Origin of the sequence: Aliivibrio sp. S2TY2, from assembly GCF_028765525.1 — a bacterium.
In the GTDB taxonomy this organism is placed as follows: Bacteria; Pseudomonadota; Gammaproteobacteria; order Enterobacterales; family Vibrionaceae; genus Aliivibrio; species Aliivibrio finisterrensis_A.
Window position 1 is genome coordinate 114,427 of sequence record NZ_JARACS010000005.1, and the last position, 14,104, is coordinate 128,530.

General features: G+C 38.0%; 13 protein-coding genes and 2 riboswitches. Of the genes, 5 read left to right on the forward strand and 8 right to left on the reverse strand.

Annotation, left to right across the window (positions count from 1 at the left end):
* Positions 1-8: 8 nt before the first annotated feature.
* Both PVK63_RS10135 and PVK63_RS10140 read right to left on the reverse strand, forming a co-directional pair.
* Positions 9-1,601 (reverse strand): sensor domain-containing diguanylate cyclase, encoded by a 1,593-nt coding sequence (locus tag PVK63_RS10135; RefSeq protein WP_274440397.1) that lies wholly within the window; start codon positions 1,599-1,601, stop codon positions 9-11.
* Between the two features lie 310 nt (positions 1,602-1,911).
* Complete coding sequence (locus PVK63_RS10140) at positions 1,912-2,448, reverse strand: cobalamin adenosyltransferase (RefSeq protein WP_130046978.1); 537 nt, start codon at positions 2,446-2,448, stop codon at positions 1,912-1,914.
* Between the two features lie 81 nt (positions 2,449-2,529).
* Positions 2,530-2,665: riboswitch (cobalamin riboswitch) on the forward strand.
* Between the two features lie 40 nt (positions 2,666-2,705).
* Here PVK63_RS10140 and PVK63_RS10145 point away from each other — a divergent pair.
* From PVK63_RS10145 to PVK63_RS10155, 3 genes are read left to right on the forward strand one after another with little or no spacing between them, the layout of a single operon-like run.
* On the forward strand, positions 2,706-3,623 hold the full coding sequence (locus PVK63_RS10145) for an ABC transporter substrate-binding protein (RefSeq protein WP_130086557.1): 918 nt from the start codon (positions 2,706-2,708) through the stop codon (positions 3,621-3,623).
* Positions 3,623-4,663 (forward strand): FecCD family ABC transporter permease, encoded by a 1,041-nt coding sequence (locus tag PVK63_RS10150; RefSeq protein ID WP_274440398.1) that lies wholly within the window; start codon positions 3,623-3,625, stop codon positions 4,661-4,663. The genes PVK63_RS10145 and PVK63_RS10150 overlap by 1 nt, the downstream gene beginning before the upstream one ends.
* Positions 4,660-5,451 (forward strand): ABC transporter ATP-binding protein, encoded by a 792-nt coding sequence (locus PVK63_RS10155; RefSeq protein ID WP_443111688.1) that lies wholly within the window; start codon positions 4,660-4,662, stop codon positions 5,449-5,451. Before PVK63_RS10150 ends, PVK63_RS10155 begins: the two co-directional genes overlap by 4 nt.
* Positions 5,452-5,463: 12 nt before the next feature.
* Here the strand turns inward: PVK63_RS10155 and PVK63_RS10160 are convergent, their stop codons facing one another.
* From PVK63_RS10160 to PVK63_RS10185, 6 genes are all read right to left on the reverse strand, one after another.
* The gene (locus PVK63_RS10160; RefSeq protein WP_274440399.1) at positions 5,464-6,102 is read right to left on the reverse strand and encodes a Crp/Fnr family transcriptional regulator; all 639 of its coding nucleotides are present in this window, start codon (positions 6,100-6,102) and stop codon (positions 5,464-5,466) included.
* Positions 6,103-6,244: 142 nt separating this feature from the next.
* The gene (gene guaD, locus PVK63_RS10165; protein WP_274440400.1) at positions 6,245-7,591 is read right to left on the reverse strand and encodes a guanine deaminase; all 1,347 of its coding nucleotides are present in this window, start codon (positions 7,589-7,591) and stop codon (positions 6,245-6,247) included.
* Positions 7,592-7,646: 55 nt separating this feature from the next.
* On the reverse strand, positions 7,647-8,366 hold the full coding sequence (deoD, locus tag PVK63_RS10170; protein ID WP_130086553.1) for a purine-nucleoside phosphorylase: 720 nt from the start codon (positions 8,364-8,366) through the stop codon (positions 7,647-7,649).
* Positions 8,367-8,388: 22 nt separating this feature from the next.
* On the reverse strand, positions 8,389-9,609 hold the full coding sequence (locus PVK63_RS10175) for a NupC/NupG family nucleoside CNT transporter (protein WP_130086552.1): 1,221 nt from the start codon (positions 9,607-9,609) through the stop codon (positions 8,389-8,391).
* A 220-nt stretch (positions 9,610-9,829) separates the two neighbouring features.
* A complete protein-coding gene (locus PVK63_RS10180; protein ID WP_274440401.1) occupies positions 9,830-11,200 on the reverse strand; it encodes an L-serine ammonia-lyase in 1,371 nt (456 codons plus the stop codon).
* A 256-nt stretch (positions 11,201-11,456) separates the two neighbouring features.
* Positions 11,457-12,014, reverse strand: coding sequence for a TMEM165/GDT1 family protein (locus PVK63_RS10185; protein ID WP_274440402.1), 558 nt, complete (start codon positions 12,012-12,014; stop codon positions 11,457-11,459).
* A gap of 94 nt (positions 12,015-12,108) precedes the next feature.
* A riboswitch (yybP-ykoY riboswitch) is annotated at positions 12,109-12,241 on the reverse strand.
* A gap of 82 nt (positions 12,242-12,323) precedes the next feature.
* Here PVK63_RS10185 and PVK63_RS10190 point away from each other — a divergent pair.
* Both PVK63_RS10190 and PVK63_RS10195 read left to right on the forward strand, forming a co-directional pair.
* Positions 12,324-13,235: a LysR family transcriptional regulator gene (locus PVK63_RS10190; RefSeq protein ID WP_274440454.1), complete on the forward strand. Its 912-nt coding sequence runs from the start codon at positions 12,324-12,326 to the stop codon at positions 13,233-13,235.
* A gap of 99 nt (positions 13,236-13,334) precedes the next feature.
* On the forward strand, positions 13,335-14,099 hold the full coding sequence (locus tag PVK63_RS10195) for a class I SAM-dependent methyltransferase (RefSeq protein WP_274440403.1): 765 nt from the start codon (positions 13,335-13,337) through the stop codon (positions 14,097-14,099).
* Positions 14,100-14,104: the final 5 nt, after the last annotated feature.

The window sequence follows — 14,104 nt, forward strand, 5'->3', positions numbered from 1 at the left end:
TTTATTTGTTAGATTTCAAATACTTTAAAACCATTCTTTCCAGAGCGTTTGATGTCATACATAGCAGCATCAGCATTGTGCATGACATCATTGATGCAACCGCCATGTTCTGGGAAGAAGGCAATACCAATACTCGTACTTAAATGGTAAGGCATATCTTCTAACATCAATGGCACATGACTGTTTTTAATAAATTGATCTACCTGTGCGATCGCTGTTTGCTGATCAATAAGATCATAAATCAGAACGGCAAATTCATCACCGCCAAGACGAGCCACATAAGCATTTTCAGAAAAAGCGCTGTATAGGTTTTTGCCTATTGCTTTTAAAGCTAAATCACCAGCACTGTGACCAAAGTTATCGTTAAGATCTTTAAAGCCATCTAAATCGATATAGATTAATGCTAATTTAGTATCGTCCTTGCGTGCCTGTTGCATTTTCCAATGGAATAGTTTTTTAAAATACCCACGATTTATTAAGCCAGTTAAGCAGTCATGATGTGCTAATTTTTTGATTTTATTATGATTCATTCGCTTTTTAAGTTGTAGCTGTGCAATTAATAAAGCCACGAGTAAAGAGAAAAGGAATAGGCTAATTACGATGAGTAATTCACTTTTTTCAATCTTTTCTAAGCTCCAAATTGGTGCACTTGGTACAAAGGTAATTAAACGCCAACACGAATCTTCTTTGTTAATGATGGAAACGTCTTTGCTTGTTTCTACATTTTTAGGATATGAAAATACAGAGTCAAAAGTCAGTATGCCAGATCCTATTAGGAATTGCCCTTTTGAACGGTTTTTAAAGCACTCATATGTTTTTGGATAAATAGCAGAATATTTTTTATCTGCATTTTCGCCAAACATAAATGCAAATTCTAATTCAGGTCTTTTATCATAAATCAGAAAATAATCATCGCTATTAATAAGCATATGGTGATTTTTTTGTTCTAATGAGAAAAGCTTTAAACCATCAAGTAGATGCTCTGCTAAATAATTGAGTATTACCACACCACGTTTTTTCCCATATTCATCAAATACAGGTGTTGCAAGGCGGATCATTGGTTTATAAGGTAGCTCAATTTCTCCGTGCTCAATGTTTAAATCAAGAATAGAGATATAAATTTCACCGTCATGTAATTTTAAGCTGTCTTTAAAATAGTATCGATTACATTTATTTTGCAGTTTGTCTTTAGGTACGATGGATGGTATGCCATTATTGTAATTGATACGTATGATTTCGTTACCCTCAAGGTCAAGGTAACGTAGCTGGTCATAAAGTCCTTTTCTAAGGCTTAAAGCAAGTGTATTTAACTCGGCAAGTTTAATGAGTTTTTTATCATGTTTATCATAAGCCTTATTGATTTCAATGAAGTCAGAAAGCAGCAGGAGATCTTTCCCTATGCTGTTAAGGGTCATTGCAATGTATTTTTTTTGAGCGGAAATTAGCGCACTTTGTTCTGTTTTTATTTGATTGATCTTTATTTCACTTTCTGAATACTTATAGAAATAAAAAATAGAAAATAAGAAAGAAAATAAACACAAAAATAAAACAATAAAGCGAGGCAAAAAAAATAGATTATTGGACTTATTAAATGTAATCACTTTATTCACTTAACTTAAAATTAATATGGGCACCATTTATGTAACAAACTCTTTTGTGAGAGTATTATTTATTGGTGTTATAAGTGGGGAACTTTATAGCATATGAATATTTCTATCAACGCTAAAAAAATAATAAATCTGAAGAAAAATTGACCTATATCGCTGTGGTGTTGGAAATTAAGATGTTATGTAACTAAGAGTGGCTACTTGTTGTTTTCCTGCTGACTTTTATCTCCATTGAATAACTAACAAGAAATTAATTCACTACCATTTGGCAACTTAAATTGCTTGTCGATAAACTCAAATCTACTTACTTTGGAGAGGGGTAATTAATACTGATGTATTCAGGTTCTTCAATCCCTGCTTCTTGATTTAACACACGGGTTAATACAAAGTAATAATTTGCTAATACATTGGCAAATCTAGGTAGTGTTTCTGGAATGTTCTTTGTGGTTAATTTATCCACTTGAACTAAAGCGCGCACTACTTTTTTACTTAAACTACGGCATTGATGAAGTTGAATAACAGGGCCAGTGCCACGAGGAAGAACAAAGCGCTTCGCATCGTCGTGAACTTGAGACTTAAAATGTAACATTTCAGATAGCAGGTTTTGAATATCGTCTTCAAAAATTCCGCATTTACCACGAATTGATCCATTTAAATTGAATATTTTTGGTTGTAAGCGCTCTAGGGACTCTCGAACTTCTTGATTTGATATTTGAGAAAGAGCGAGGCCAGTATAGGTACATAACTCGTCAGTTAAAATCTCAAAATCACACAGCGGACTGTCTTCAAAAATGAATGGGTAAGAGAGTTCACCGACATTACCAGATGCTTTAAGTGTCATAGTTACATTACTTATTAGTGGGTTATGAAGAAATATACTTTACCATGAGCTAAGAAAACATAGCGAGATAATCTGAGTTTAATAGATAGAATATATTATCGTAGCGACGTACAATGTCGACCACTTCGGAATACGGTGAGAATCCGTAACGGACGCGCCACTGTGAAAGTCTCAATGGGATTTGAGTCAGATACGAAGTGATTAATTTTATGCTCTATTGTTCAGAGCTATAATGTACGCGATTTACAGGAGTTGCCATGCGTTGGCTTGCGTTAAAATCATTTATTATTGCCTCTTCTTGTTTGTTTTCTTTTTCCTCAATGGCTGAGACTATTTATCCGTTAAGTGTGATTGATGGCTTAGGGAATTCTGTCGTTATTGAACAAGAGCCTAAAAAAATATCCTCAAAAACATTATTTACAGATGCAGTGTTACTCGAGTTAGTGGATGACAGTTCACTCTCAAGTTTGACTGATCTTGCTAATAATCCTAACTATTCTGCGGTAAAAGATATTCTTCCTAAATCAGTTCCTTTATTAGCGCTGAATGTAGAAATGATCATCGCGAATCGTCCTGACATTGTGTTTGCGGCCAATTGGAGTGACGCATCAAAATTAGCCATTATTGAAAATGCGGGCATTCCTGTTTATCGAATTCAAACACCTAAAACAATTGCAGAGATTAAAGCTGAGATCTTACGTGTTGGTGAGATAGTTAACAAAAGCGAAGCGGCTAAAGAAGTCGTTGCTAAAATGAAAGCGCGATTAACTCAAAATGTGATTAAGCCAAAACAAAGATTAATAGCGTTAGATTACAACCCTTGGGGAACCTCTAGTGGGCAAGACTCAACATGGGATGAAGTATTAGAACAAGCGAATTTGGATAATGCGATTGAAGGGTTAGTCAGTGATAAGTACGGCCAAGTACCTGTATCAAAAGAAATGGTCATTGTGCTTAATCCTGATGTCTTGTTTATTCCTGCATGGGTTTATGGTGATGAGAATGGCGCAGAGCAGTTCAAACAAGAAGTGATGTCTGATCCTTCTTTGCAATCAGTCAATGCCATTAAAGAAGGGCGTGTGTATCAAATGCCTCATGTATTAAGAAGTGTTTATAGTCAGTACATTATTGATGCTGTTCTTTTTGTTAATCATTCTGCGTATAAGAAACCTTAATGCCTTTTTATCGTTTAACTTCAGTTCAAATTATTATCTCAGTCAGTCTGTTTATTGGTCTGTTTTTGTCGTATCTCAGCCTTGGTGCGGTGCATATTCCAATTATCGATATTTTGTTGATGTTTAAGAGTTACTTGATGAATGGCAGCGAACTCGCCACAAAAGAATACCCATTAGCCTCTGCAATTGTCATGCACATTCGATTACCAAGAGCGTGCGCTGCTATTCTGGCTGGTGGTGCATTGGCGTTGGCGGGAGCTTGTACTCAGGGCTTATTTAAAAATCCATTAGCCAGTCCAGATGTGCTAGGTGTGAGCTCTGGCAGTAGTTTTGGGGCAGTCATCGCAATTGTATCTGGCTTCTCGTTTATGAACCCAATGTGGTTACCTATATTTACTACAGTAGGTGCACTAGCTGCATCGGCTTTTATTTATATATTGGCTTCACGTCACTCTTCTTCACAAATCTTATTCTTAATCCTAACGGGGTTAGCGTTATCGAGCTTGTTGGGTGGCGCTCGTATGGGCTTACTATTAATGGCTCAGCAATATGAAGTCAGCCAGTTTGTCTTTTGGGCAATGGGTGGCTTGGATGGGCGTATGTGGCAACATTTATTATGGCCAACGCCAGTTATTATCATTGTTTCCATTTTGCTATTAAAAGAGAGCCGTGCCTTAAATTTATTAGCATTGGGTGAAGAAAGTGCGCACGGCATGGGGCTTAATGTAAAGCAAACCCGATTCAAACTATTGATGTTCGCAACTTTACTTACCGCAATGTCGATAGCGATAGCCGGACCAATCGGATTTATTGGTTTGATGGTGCCACATTTAGTGCGTTTATTGGTTGGGCCTGCGCATGAAAAACTGTTGCCGTTCTCTGCCATTTTTGGTGTTATTTTCTTACTTGTATGTGATTTGTTAGGCCGTTGGATTATCGCACCAAATGAATTGAAAGCGGGGATCATTACGTCGTTTATCGGTGGCTGTTACTTTATCGGTTTGATTATTCGATTCCAAAGAAAAGGGCGTTTAGCATGATGAATTCAACAGCGGAACTACTGAATGTATCAAACCTAAGTTATCAAGTTGGTTCAAAAACGCTATTAAAAGACATTTCTTTTTCTGTGAATGCAGGTGAGGTGGTTGGTATTATCGGCCCTAATGGCGCAGGTAAAAGTACCTTGATGAAATGCATCAGTGGATTTAAAAGCTATTCACAGGGTGAAATATCAATTAAGGGCAAGTCGCTATCGAGTCTTTCTCATATTGAACGTGCATTAAGCATGAGCTACTTACCCCAATACAGTGAAGCGGCTTTCCCATTCAGTGTAATGGAGACTATTGGTTTAGGGTTTCATGCAAGACAACAACAAGAGGTCATTTCGCCTGTAGTCATTAAAGAAAAAAGCAAAGCGGCGTTAGAGATGGTTGGAATTGGGCATTTAAGCTCCAGAACGGTGACAGACTTATCTGGCGGTGAAAAGCAATTAGTGCATTTTGCGCGCTCCTTAGTGCAAGGTACGCCATTAATGCTGCTTGATGAACCGACAGCCAGTTTGGATATTGGCCATGAATCCCAGTTAATGAATGTGCTCTCTAAAGAGTGTCAAAATGGAAAATCAGCTTTGGTTGCGATTCATAATCTAAATACCGCCGCTGAGTTTTGTGATCGCCTAATCTTGATTAACCAAGGTGAAGTGATGGCAGAAGGTAAGCCCAATGAAGTATTGAGTGAAGAGAATATCCGAGCTTTATACCAAGACTTAGTGATGGTGTCCCATCATGCAGTGACAGGGAATACGATAGTGTCGCCGTATAAGAAGTAGTTGTAATCGTTTTTATTGGTCTACTTCGGTATAAAGCACTTCATCTTTTAATGCTTTTTCATCCAGTAACTCAAACTCATGCCCTTGTTTGATTAGCTTATTTTCTTTTTCCAAAACTTGTAAAATTTGGCGATAACATCGGTCAGTTATCCCTAACTGCTTGGCTTTTAAGGTCACAGGAATTTTAAATAGGGAACTATTTGAGTGCTGCTTTAATTCAAGGATTTGCTCGATGACATTAATCCTTGCCGATAATGTGATGTTATTCATTAGCTTGGTGATATTTTTGTTATATCTTGTTGAAATAAATTCGAGCAGAAGAATAGTGAACTCTGGCTTTTCTTTTAATAATTCAAGAAGTTTAAGTTTTGGTATTTTATAGAGGTAACCAGCTTTGTTGGCTTTAACATTCAACGTTGAATAAGGTTTTTGTTGGAAGAACTCCATCTCACCTAAAGGTCCTGCATAATTTGTATCTACTCCAAGAATAAACTCTTTACCATGTTCATTGATATGATAAATGGTTAGATCCGCATCTTGGCAAAATAGAAGCGAATTAATTGGCGCAGATTGCTGTAAAAGTAACTCATTCTTAACATAAGAGATCTTAGGTAAATTAAGCTCTGAGATTAATTGTTGAAACAGGTCCATTCTTCTATCGCTGTGTATTCAAGATAGCTCTATGGTAATGGTTTCATAAAAAAATGCGATAACAATAAAGAGTGAGTTGCAGAATATTTTGCTTTGTTTCAGTTCATGTTTTTTTTCTTCTGCAAGCTCAACTCTAAACGTTTTACTTTACTTTGTTGCCATCAACCCAGACTTGGCGAATATTACTTCTTGTTGTGTGAGTGATGATTTTTTCTAGCATATCTTGAGGTGAATCTAATTCAGGACAAATTAATAGGTTAGAGTCTTCATCGTCAATAATTAGAGCGTCGAAACAGTAACCTTTTTTAAACTGTCCAACAGGTAGTTTGAGTAATTGACCGCCACCCGTTGTAGCCATCCAATAAGCTTCTAGTAATGAAACTCGACTATTTTCTTGACCTCTTGTTTCTGCTGGCAGGTTCGCATTCGTTCCACATTCTCTTGCTCTTGAGTGAAGAACGGCATCTGAACAAGCCATAAATAAGGAAGGTAGAGGACCGCCAGCAATGTCAGATCCTAACCCGAGTTGAATGCCTTGATCTAAGTATTCACGTAGTGGAAGCGCTGCATTTGCAAAATAGATATTGGATCTTGGACAGTGAGCGATTCCTGCACCTTTCTGTTTGATGGTGTCAACGTCTGAGTCGGTTAAGAAGATGGAGTGAGCTAAGATAGTTCGTTCACCAAGTAACCCTGCTTCGTTATAAATTTCGATATCTGTTTTATTGTATTTTTCTTGGCTGAAATCTCGTGCCCAATCGCTTTCTGAGGCATGAGTTTGAACCGCACATTGATATTTTCTCGCTAAATCACCTAACCCTTTTAATGCTTCTAACGAACAGGTAGGGATAAACCTAGGCGTGATGATTGGTTCGACTAAGTTATTGTTATTAGCTAGTTGAGAAAACGATATTATGAATTTTTCTGCTTCTTGAATAGAGTAATCTGCACTCTCTTCCACGTAGTAACTAGGACACATCTCCTTATCATCCATTGAGACTTTACCAACTAATGCACGTTGGCCATATTTAATGCAAGTTTCTGCCAAATAAAGAGAAGATGAAGTATCTATAGTCGCAAAATAGGTTGCTGTTGTAGTGCCGTTAGCTAAATAGGTTTTTACTAGGTGAGGGTAGTACTGCTCTGCAAATGAAAGGTCACTAAATTTATGCTCTAAAGGAAACGTATAATGGTCAAGCCATTCATTGAGGGGAAGATCTAACCCTTTTCCTGCTTGAGGCCATTGCGGTGCATGAATATGGAGATCAACCATACCTGGTAATAAAAATTGTTGTTCCGTTAACTCCTGCAGTGAATCTCTTTCTTTTAATAAGTTAAGCGTCTTTAAATAACTAGAATCTGAAGGCTGGAGAACGTCACATATCTTACCTTGCTGATCGATTGTAATAAGTCCATTAGAGATGAATTCAAATTCACCTTTTATCGGGCAATGATAAATTTTTCCAACGAAGCCCTTTTTTATATTCATTATCTATCTCTACGGTTTTAAAAAGGCCAATGATTAATTGGCCTTTAAATACGTGTTATTCAGTCGGTAATTTTAATGCCACATCTAATGCAACATTGATCATCTCATGAAGTTCAGTTCGACGTTCATCTGCCGTTAAATGTTGGTGGTTTTTAATATGGTCAGTTACGGTACATAGCGCAACTGCATTACACTTATTTTCTGCTGCTGCGGTATAAAGTGCATTAACTTCCATCTCTACGCCAAGAATGCCATAGCGTGCCATTAGGTCATATTGCTCTTCATCTGGACGATAAAATAGATCAGAAGAAAAAACGTTACCTACTAGGTAATTGATATCAGTCGTTTTTAACGTATTCACACATTCGCTAAGCATATTGTAATTTGCAGTTGCCGCAAAATCGTTATCTTTAAAACGAATGCGATTCATTCTTGAGTCAGTTGATGCACCAATAGCAACAATAAGATCTTTAAGTTTTACATCATCGTGAATAGCGCCACAACTCCCAATACGGATGAAGTTTTTTACCTTATAAGTTGTCATTAATTCATGAAAGTAAATGGATGCAGAAGGCGCTCCCATTCCGTGCCCCATGACTGAAATTCTTCGACCTTTAAATTCACCAGTAAAACCTAACATGCCACGAATATCAGTAACTTGGGTTACATTTTCTAAATAAGTTTCTGCTATTAATTTTGCACGAAGTGGATCACCTGGCATCAATATGGTGTCTGCAAATGCATCAAGTGGTGCATTAATATGTGGAGTCGACATGATTAATCCTTATAAATACATGTTAAGAAAATGAAAGAAGTGCACCAGCAATAGTGCCTGACATTAAGTTTGCAAGAATTGCAGCCACTAAAACACGAGGCCCAATTTCAGAAAGAATGTGGCGTTTATTTGGGCATATAGCACCAAGACCACCAATAACCATCGCCAAAGAACCAATATTGGCAAAACCACAAAGGCTAAATACAACAATGGCTTGAGTCTTTGGTGACAAGGTTTCTGCTATTTCAATAAAGTTGATATAGGCAACGAATTCATTGATCGCAATTTTTTGGCCAATTAATGATGCTGCGGTAACCGCTTCACTCCAAGGCACCCCCATTAAAAATGCCAAAGGAGATAATATATAACCGATAATAAGTTCTAAGCTCAGACCTTCAATAGAGATTAAATCCCCAATCCCGCCGACTAAACCATTCACTAATGCGATTAAAGCAACAAAGGAGATAAGTAATGCGGTCACAGTAGCAACTTGATTCATCCCCATAATCGAGCCATCTGTTATCGCATCTAAAAGTGAATTAGGGGTTGTCTCTTCATCAATTTCGATTTCATTAGTGACTTTTTCTTGTTCTGTTTGTGGGCAAAGTAATTTGGCAAATAGAAGCCCAGCAGGAGCAGTCATAAAGCAGGCTGTTAAAATATACTTCGGGTCAATCCCTAAGTTGATATAACCAATCATTGTGCCGCCTGCAACACTCGCTAATCCACCAGTCATCACTGCAAATAGCTCAGAACGAGTCATTTTTTTAACTAATGGGCGAACCATAGAAGGAGCTTCGATAGGGCCGACAAAAATATTGGCTGTAGCCGACATTGATTCTGCTTTACTAGTACCGAATAATTTAGATAACACGCCCCCGATTAAATTAATTACGAATTGCATGATTTTGAGGTAATAAAGCACGGAGATAAGGGCAGAAATAAAGATAACGACACAAAGAACGTTAATGACAAAAATAAAGCCGACTTTATAGTTAGCGAGATCCCCAAATACGAAGCTTAATCCTTCATTTGAGAAATTGATAATATGATTAACGGCATCGCTCATCATTTGTAGTATTCCTTGGCCTAAAGGAACATACATCACAAAAGCCCCAAATGATATTTGAGTAATAAGTGCGATGACAACCGTTCTTACACTGATGGCTTTTCTATTTTCGGATAATAAATACCCAATGAACAATAGCACTAAGATCCCAACACAGCTCATAAATAATGACATGACATATTCCAAAGGCTTTAAAAAGGTAATAAAGACAATACGATGCTTAAAAAAGTAAAAAGCGGAAATTTTTCCGTTCTTATCTATTAACGTAGAGGGAGTATGATAGTAGTCACAAATTAAAGAGGTTGATTTGTATTTCTGTTATCTGAATCAACTTATTAAAAATCCAGAGCCTCGTTTGAGAACTCTGGATTTTTTGTTTATTGGTTAGATGAAATTATTCACACGGTGGTGCCATGTGGATTAATGCTAAACCACCGAGTGATGTTTCACGGTATTTACGGTTCATGTCTTTACCTGTTTGATACATGGTATCGATCACTTTATCGAGTGAAATAAGACATTTACTAGTGCGTTTTAACGCCATGCGAGAGGCGTTAATTGCTTTCATTGAGCCCATGGCATTACGTTCGATACAAGGCACTTGAACAAGGCCCCTAATCGGGTCACAGGTCATACCCAATGAGTGTTCCATTGCAATTTCAGCCGCCATACAAATTTGCTCATTACTGCCGCCGCGAAGCGCAGTTAAGCCTGCTGCTGCCATTGAGGATGAAACGCCGACTTCACCCTGACAACCTACCTCAGCACCAGAAATCGACGCATTGGTTTTGTATAAAATACCAATCGCACCAGATACCGCTAAGAAGTCTTTTAGCTGTTTAGTGTCTAGCCCTTTAATGAAGCGATGGTAATACATCAATACACCAGGAATAACACCAGCGGCGCCATTGGTTGGTGATGTAACCACTTGTCCACCTGCTGCGTTTTCTTCACTTACTGCAAACGCAAATAAGTTAATCCAATCCATGATCTCCATTGGGTCATTCTCAATAGAGGCGTTTGCTTCTAGCTTTTTCAATAAAGCAGGCGCACGACGAACGACATTTAGGCCGCCTTCAAGGATACCTTCAGTTTGAAAACCGCGGTCCATACAAAGAGACATTACCTTCCAAATTTGGTCAGCTTTTGCATCAATGGCTTCCATCGGTTGAAATGCAACTTCGTTACGTAGTACAAAAGCGCCTAAGCTTAGTCCTTGTTCTTCTGCTTTTTCTAGCATCTCATCAGCAGACTTAAATGGGAATTCCACCTCAATATCAGCGGTGCTTTTACCATTGATTAGCTCATCTGCGGTTGCAATAAAACCACCACCAACTGAGTAGTAGGTTTCGATGGCAAGTTGTTGTCCTGCTGCATTAAAAATTGAAATAGTCATGCCATTTTCGTGCAATGGTAAATTGGTGTTATGAAAAAGCATGTCAGTGTCATAATCAAAGATGATTTCATGAGCACCTGCAATATGTAATATCTTATCTTCAATCGCTTTTTTCATCGCTAAGTTGGCGCTGGTAATCTTGATATTATCTGGACGATTTCCCAGCAAGCCTAAAATGGTTGCGCGGTCAGTGTGGTGGCCGATCCCCGTTAAAGAGAGTGAACCATATAAATCAACCTGAACACGAGAAACTTGCGCTAAATGTGGTTGAATAAGTTGGGTGAAGTTGTATCCAGCAATCATAGGACCATTTGTGTGAGAGCTCGATGGCCCAACGCCAATTTTATAGATATCAAAGATAGACAGCATAAGACATTACCTATTTTAGAGTTACAAAACCCAGAATATAAATGTGTGAGCGGCATTTACAGGCATTGCTATTATAATTATTAAGTTTAGTTGTTTTATCGATTTGTGCTGATACCAATTTTACTAAATATGATTGGTATCAAAATTATAAACCCAAAGTACGATTGACGGTAAATTGGGATTTATAATGTGCAAAATAGCACGAATATAGAAGGACAAATACCCTTTAAAAGAAGGGGTAAAGGAAGTAACTTCATTACATTCCGAGATAAGTACCAACAGCTAATCCTAAGAATATGACCGCAGTTATACGGTGGATTAAGGTGAGTGGCAGTTTATCGGCAGAGAATTTACCAATCAATACGACTGGAACGTTTGCCAGTAACATACCTACCGTTGTACCTAAAATAACCCAACTTAGAGCATCTGAATATTGAGCACCAAGGATAGAGGTGGCGATTTGAGTTTTATCACCAATCTCAGCAATGAAAAAGGCAATGAAGCTAGCAACAAAAGGACCTCTGTTTGAGATGGTTTCATCGTCATCTAATTTATCAGGAATTAAGACCCAACAAGCCATTGCCACAAAACTAACAATGAGAGTCCACTTTAAGGTCTCAGGGGTTAAGAAGTCAGCGACAACCACGCCTAAATATGCAGCTAAAGCATGATTTAAAATGGTCGCAAAAAAGATCGCGGCAATAATAGGGATTGGTTTTCGGTATCTACTGGCAAGCAGCAAAGAGAGAAGTTGGGTTTTATCACCGATTTCAGCTAGTGCGACGGTGGTTATGGATATTGCTAATACACTCACGACATTACTCACTTGGGCGGGATTATAATTATAAGATCCATAGAAAAACCTCACGCCCACCCAATGGTTCGTGATGTTAATCTAAGGTCTTGCCGAACAAGTTGCTCATACTTGTCTCGTATACCATGATGATTTTGCATCAATTATGTTGATATACGAACTTTCAGGTTTCTCTATATTTAGATAAAACAAGAAAGCGGGCTACTCCCCAAAGAGTAAGGCGGTGGATATTAAAGGATGTTATTTCTTATTTCAACGGCAAAGTGTTTTATAATGTGTCCAAGTTTAGATTTTACTCGATGGGCAATAATGGATCTTATTCAACTCTCTCGCATTAGCTTCAAGCATCTTACTGCTCTGCATGTCATGCTCTCTACACACAGCGTAACGCAAAGTGCTGAGATATTATGCATGAGCCCATCAAGTATGAGTAAAACCTTATCTCAATTACGACAATTGTTGGATGATGAGCTGTTTTATCGTGACGGTACGAAATTAATTCCGACCTCTTATGCGTTAAAGATTGGACCCGTATTGCATCAAATTTTAAATAACATGAATGGCTTACTGAATCAGTCCACATTTAAACCTAAAGACTTCTCTGGTAAGTACTCACTTTCAATGCGAGAAAGTACTTTTGAGATATTTGCGCCAATCATTAGTGATATTTTATCCAATCAAGCGCCTAACTCTCATATCGATATTCACTCAAAAGAACAATTGGGGTTTGATGCTTTATTAAATGGGCAAGTTGATGTGATTTTGCTGCCACATGATAGAAGTCAGCCGCCAACGACTGAAAAACAATTGGTATGGGAAACAGTGATCGAAGATGAAATGGTCTGTCTTATGAGTGCCAATCATCCCCTAGTTGATAAAGAGTTAACGGTTGAGGGGTATTTAGCTTATAAGCATATTGGTATTTTTGATAAGGAATTAAATGTTCCTTATTTTGAGCAATGTTTAGCTCAGCAATACCAACCAAGGGACGTCGCGATTTCAGTCGCTGATTTTGGTAGTGCTGCAACTTTATGCCATCACACGGAGTTTTTATTTACAAGCTCTAAAAAATGGGCAGAAATGGCAAGTCAGGCTAAGGGCTTGGTAATAAAAGCCATGCCGTTTGATTATGGGCAGGTGGTGTATAGCATGGTTTATAATAAATTAAGCATTAATGATCAGGCCGTAAGTTGGTTGTGTGATCGCATTAAAGGAAAATAAGACATTCTGCTTAGGTAATTAATGTTACTATTTTTGGAGAAATATTAGCGTCACATTTTATGTGATGTTTTATAACCAATTGTTTATCAAGGCAGTAAAATGGATTTACCACAAGAACAGATCACCGCAGAGCACTCTTTAGAACGCATATACCCAAAACAGTTGAACCAAGATGATAAAGGTCATCAAGATGTGTTGGATATACATTTAGAGCGTTATCAATTTGCCTCTGAGCAGTTACGTGGCAGCTCTATTTTAGATATTGCGTGTGGCTGTGGTTATGGCACTGCATTAATGGCAGAGGCTCATCCTGATAAACAATTTGTTGGTGTTGATGTTGACCCAATGGCGATTAACTATGCCAGGGAGCATTATCAAGCGGATAACTTACGTTACGAATGCGGTAACGGTATGGATTTTCAATTAGTTAGTAAAGAGGGCGGTTTTCAGCACTTTGATACTATCATTAGCTTAGAAACCATAGAGCATGTGCCTGAACCTCAAAAAATGGTAACGCACTTATTAACTCAGTTGAATGAACAGGGGGTTATGATCGCATCGGTTCCGACCACACCAACGGTTGATGGGAATCCTCACCATTTGCATGATTTTACCGTCGCCTCTTTTTATCGTCTGTTTTCAGCTTCAAATTACCAACCAGGTGAGACCTTTGAGCAGATTCAGCATTGGGAATTTAAAGGATTGTTTTCGAAAAAAGAATCTAAAGAAAACCGCTCACAAGGGGTGGGGCGGAATATTGTGAAGCACTATATTAAAAAACCGAGCGCGTTGTTTTATCGAATGCGCTCAATAGTGACTAAAGGACTTAATAATCGCTATTTAACGGCGGTTTTCTTTAAGTAATTATT

What these genes read in the sequence shown, in the direction of transcription:
- PVK63_RS10155 (WP_443111688.1), top strand. Translation starts at nt 4,660, where the DNA reads ATGATGAATTCAACAGCGGAACTACTGAATGTATCAAACCTAAGTTAT.
- PVK63_RS10180 (WP_274440401.1), bottom strand. Translation starts at nt 11,200, where the DNA reads ATGCTGTCTATCTTTGATATCTATAAAATTGGCGTTGGGCCATCGAGC.
- PVK63_RS10195 (WP_274440403.1), top strand. Translation starts at nt 13,335, where the DNA reads ATGGATTTACCACAAGAACAGATCACCGCAGAGCACTCTTTAGAACGC.
- PVK63_RS10150 (WP_274440398.1), top strand. Translation starts at nt 3,623, where the DNA reads ATGCCTTTTTATCGTTTAACTTCAGTTCAAATTATTATCTCAGTCAGT.
- PVK63_RS10160 (WP_274440399.1), bottom strand. Translation starts at nt 6,102, where the DNA reads ATGGACCTGTTTCAACAATTAATCTCAGAGCTTAATTTACCTAAGATC.
- deoD (WP_130086553.1), bottom strand. Translation starts at nt 8,366, where the DNA reads ATGTCGACTCCACATATTAATGCACCACTTGATGCATTTGCAGACACC.
- PVK63_RS10140 (WP_130046978.1), bottom strand. Translation starts at nt 2,448, where the DNA reads ATGACACTTAAAGCATCTGGTAATGTCGGTGAACTCTCTTACCCATTC.
- PVK63_RS10175 (WP_130086552.1), bottom strand. Translation starts at nt 9,609, where the DNA reads ATGTCATTATTTATGAGCTGTGTTGGGATCTTAGTGCTATTGTTCATT.
- guaD (WP_274440400.1), bottom strand. Translation starts at nt 7,591, where the DNA reads ATGAATATAAAAAAGGGCTTCGTTGGAAAAATTTATCATTGCCCGATA.
- PVK63_RS10145 (WP_130086557.1), top strand. Translation starts at nt 2,706, where the DNA reads ATGCGTTGGCTTGCGTTAAAATCATTTATTATTGCCTCTTCTTGTTTG.
- PVK63_RS10190 (WP_274440454.1), top strand. Translation starts at nt 12,324, where the DNA reads ATGGATCTTATTCAACTCTCTCGCATTAGCTTCAAGCATCTTACTGCT.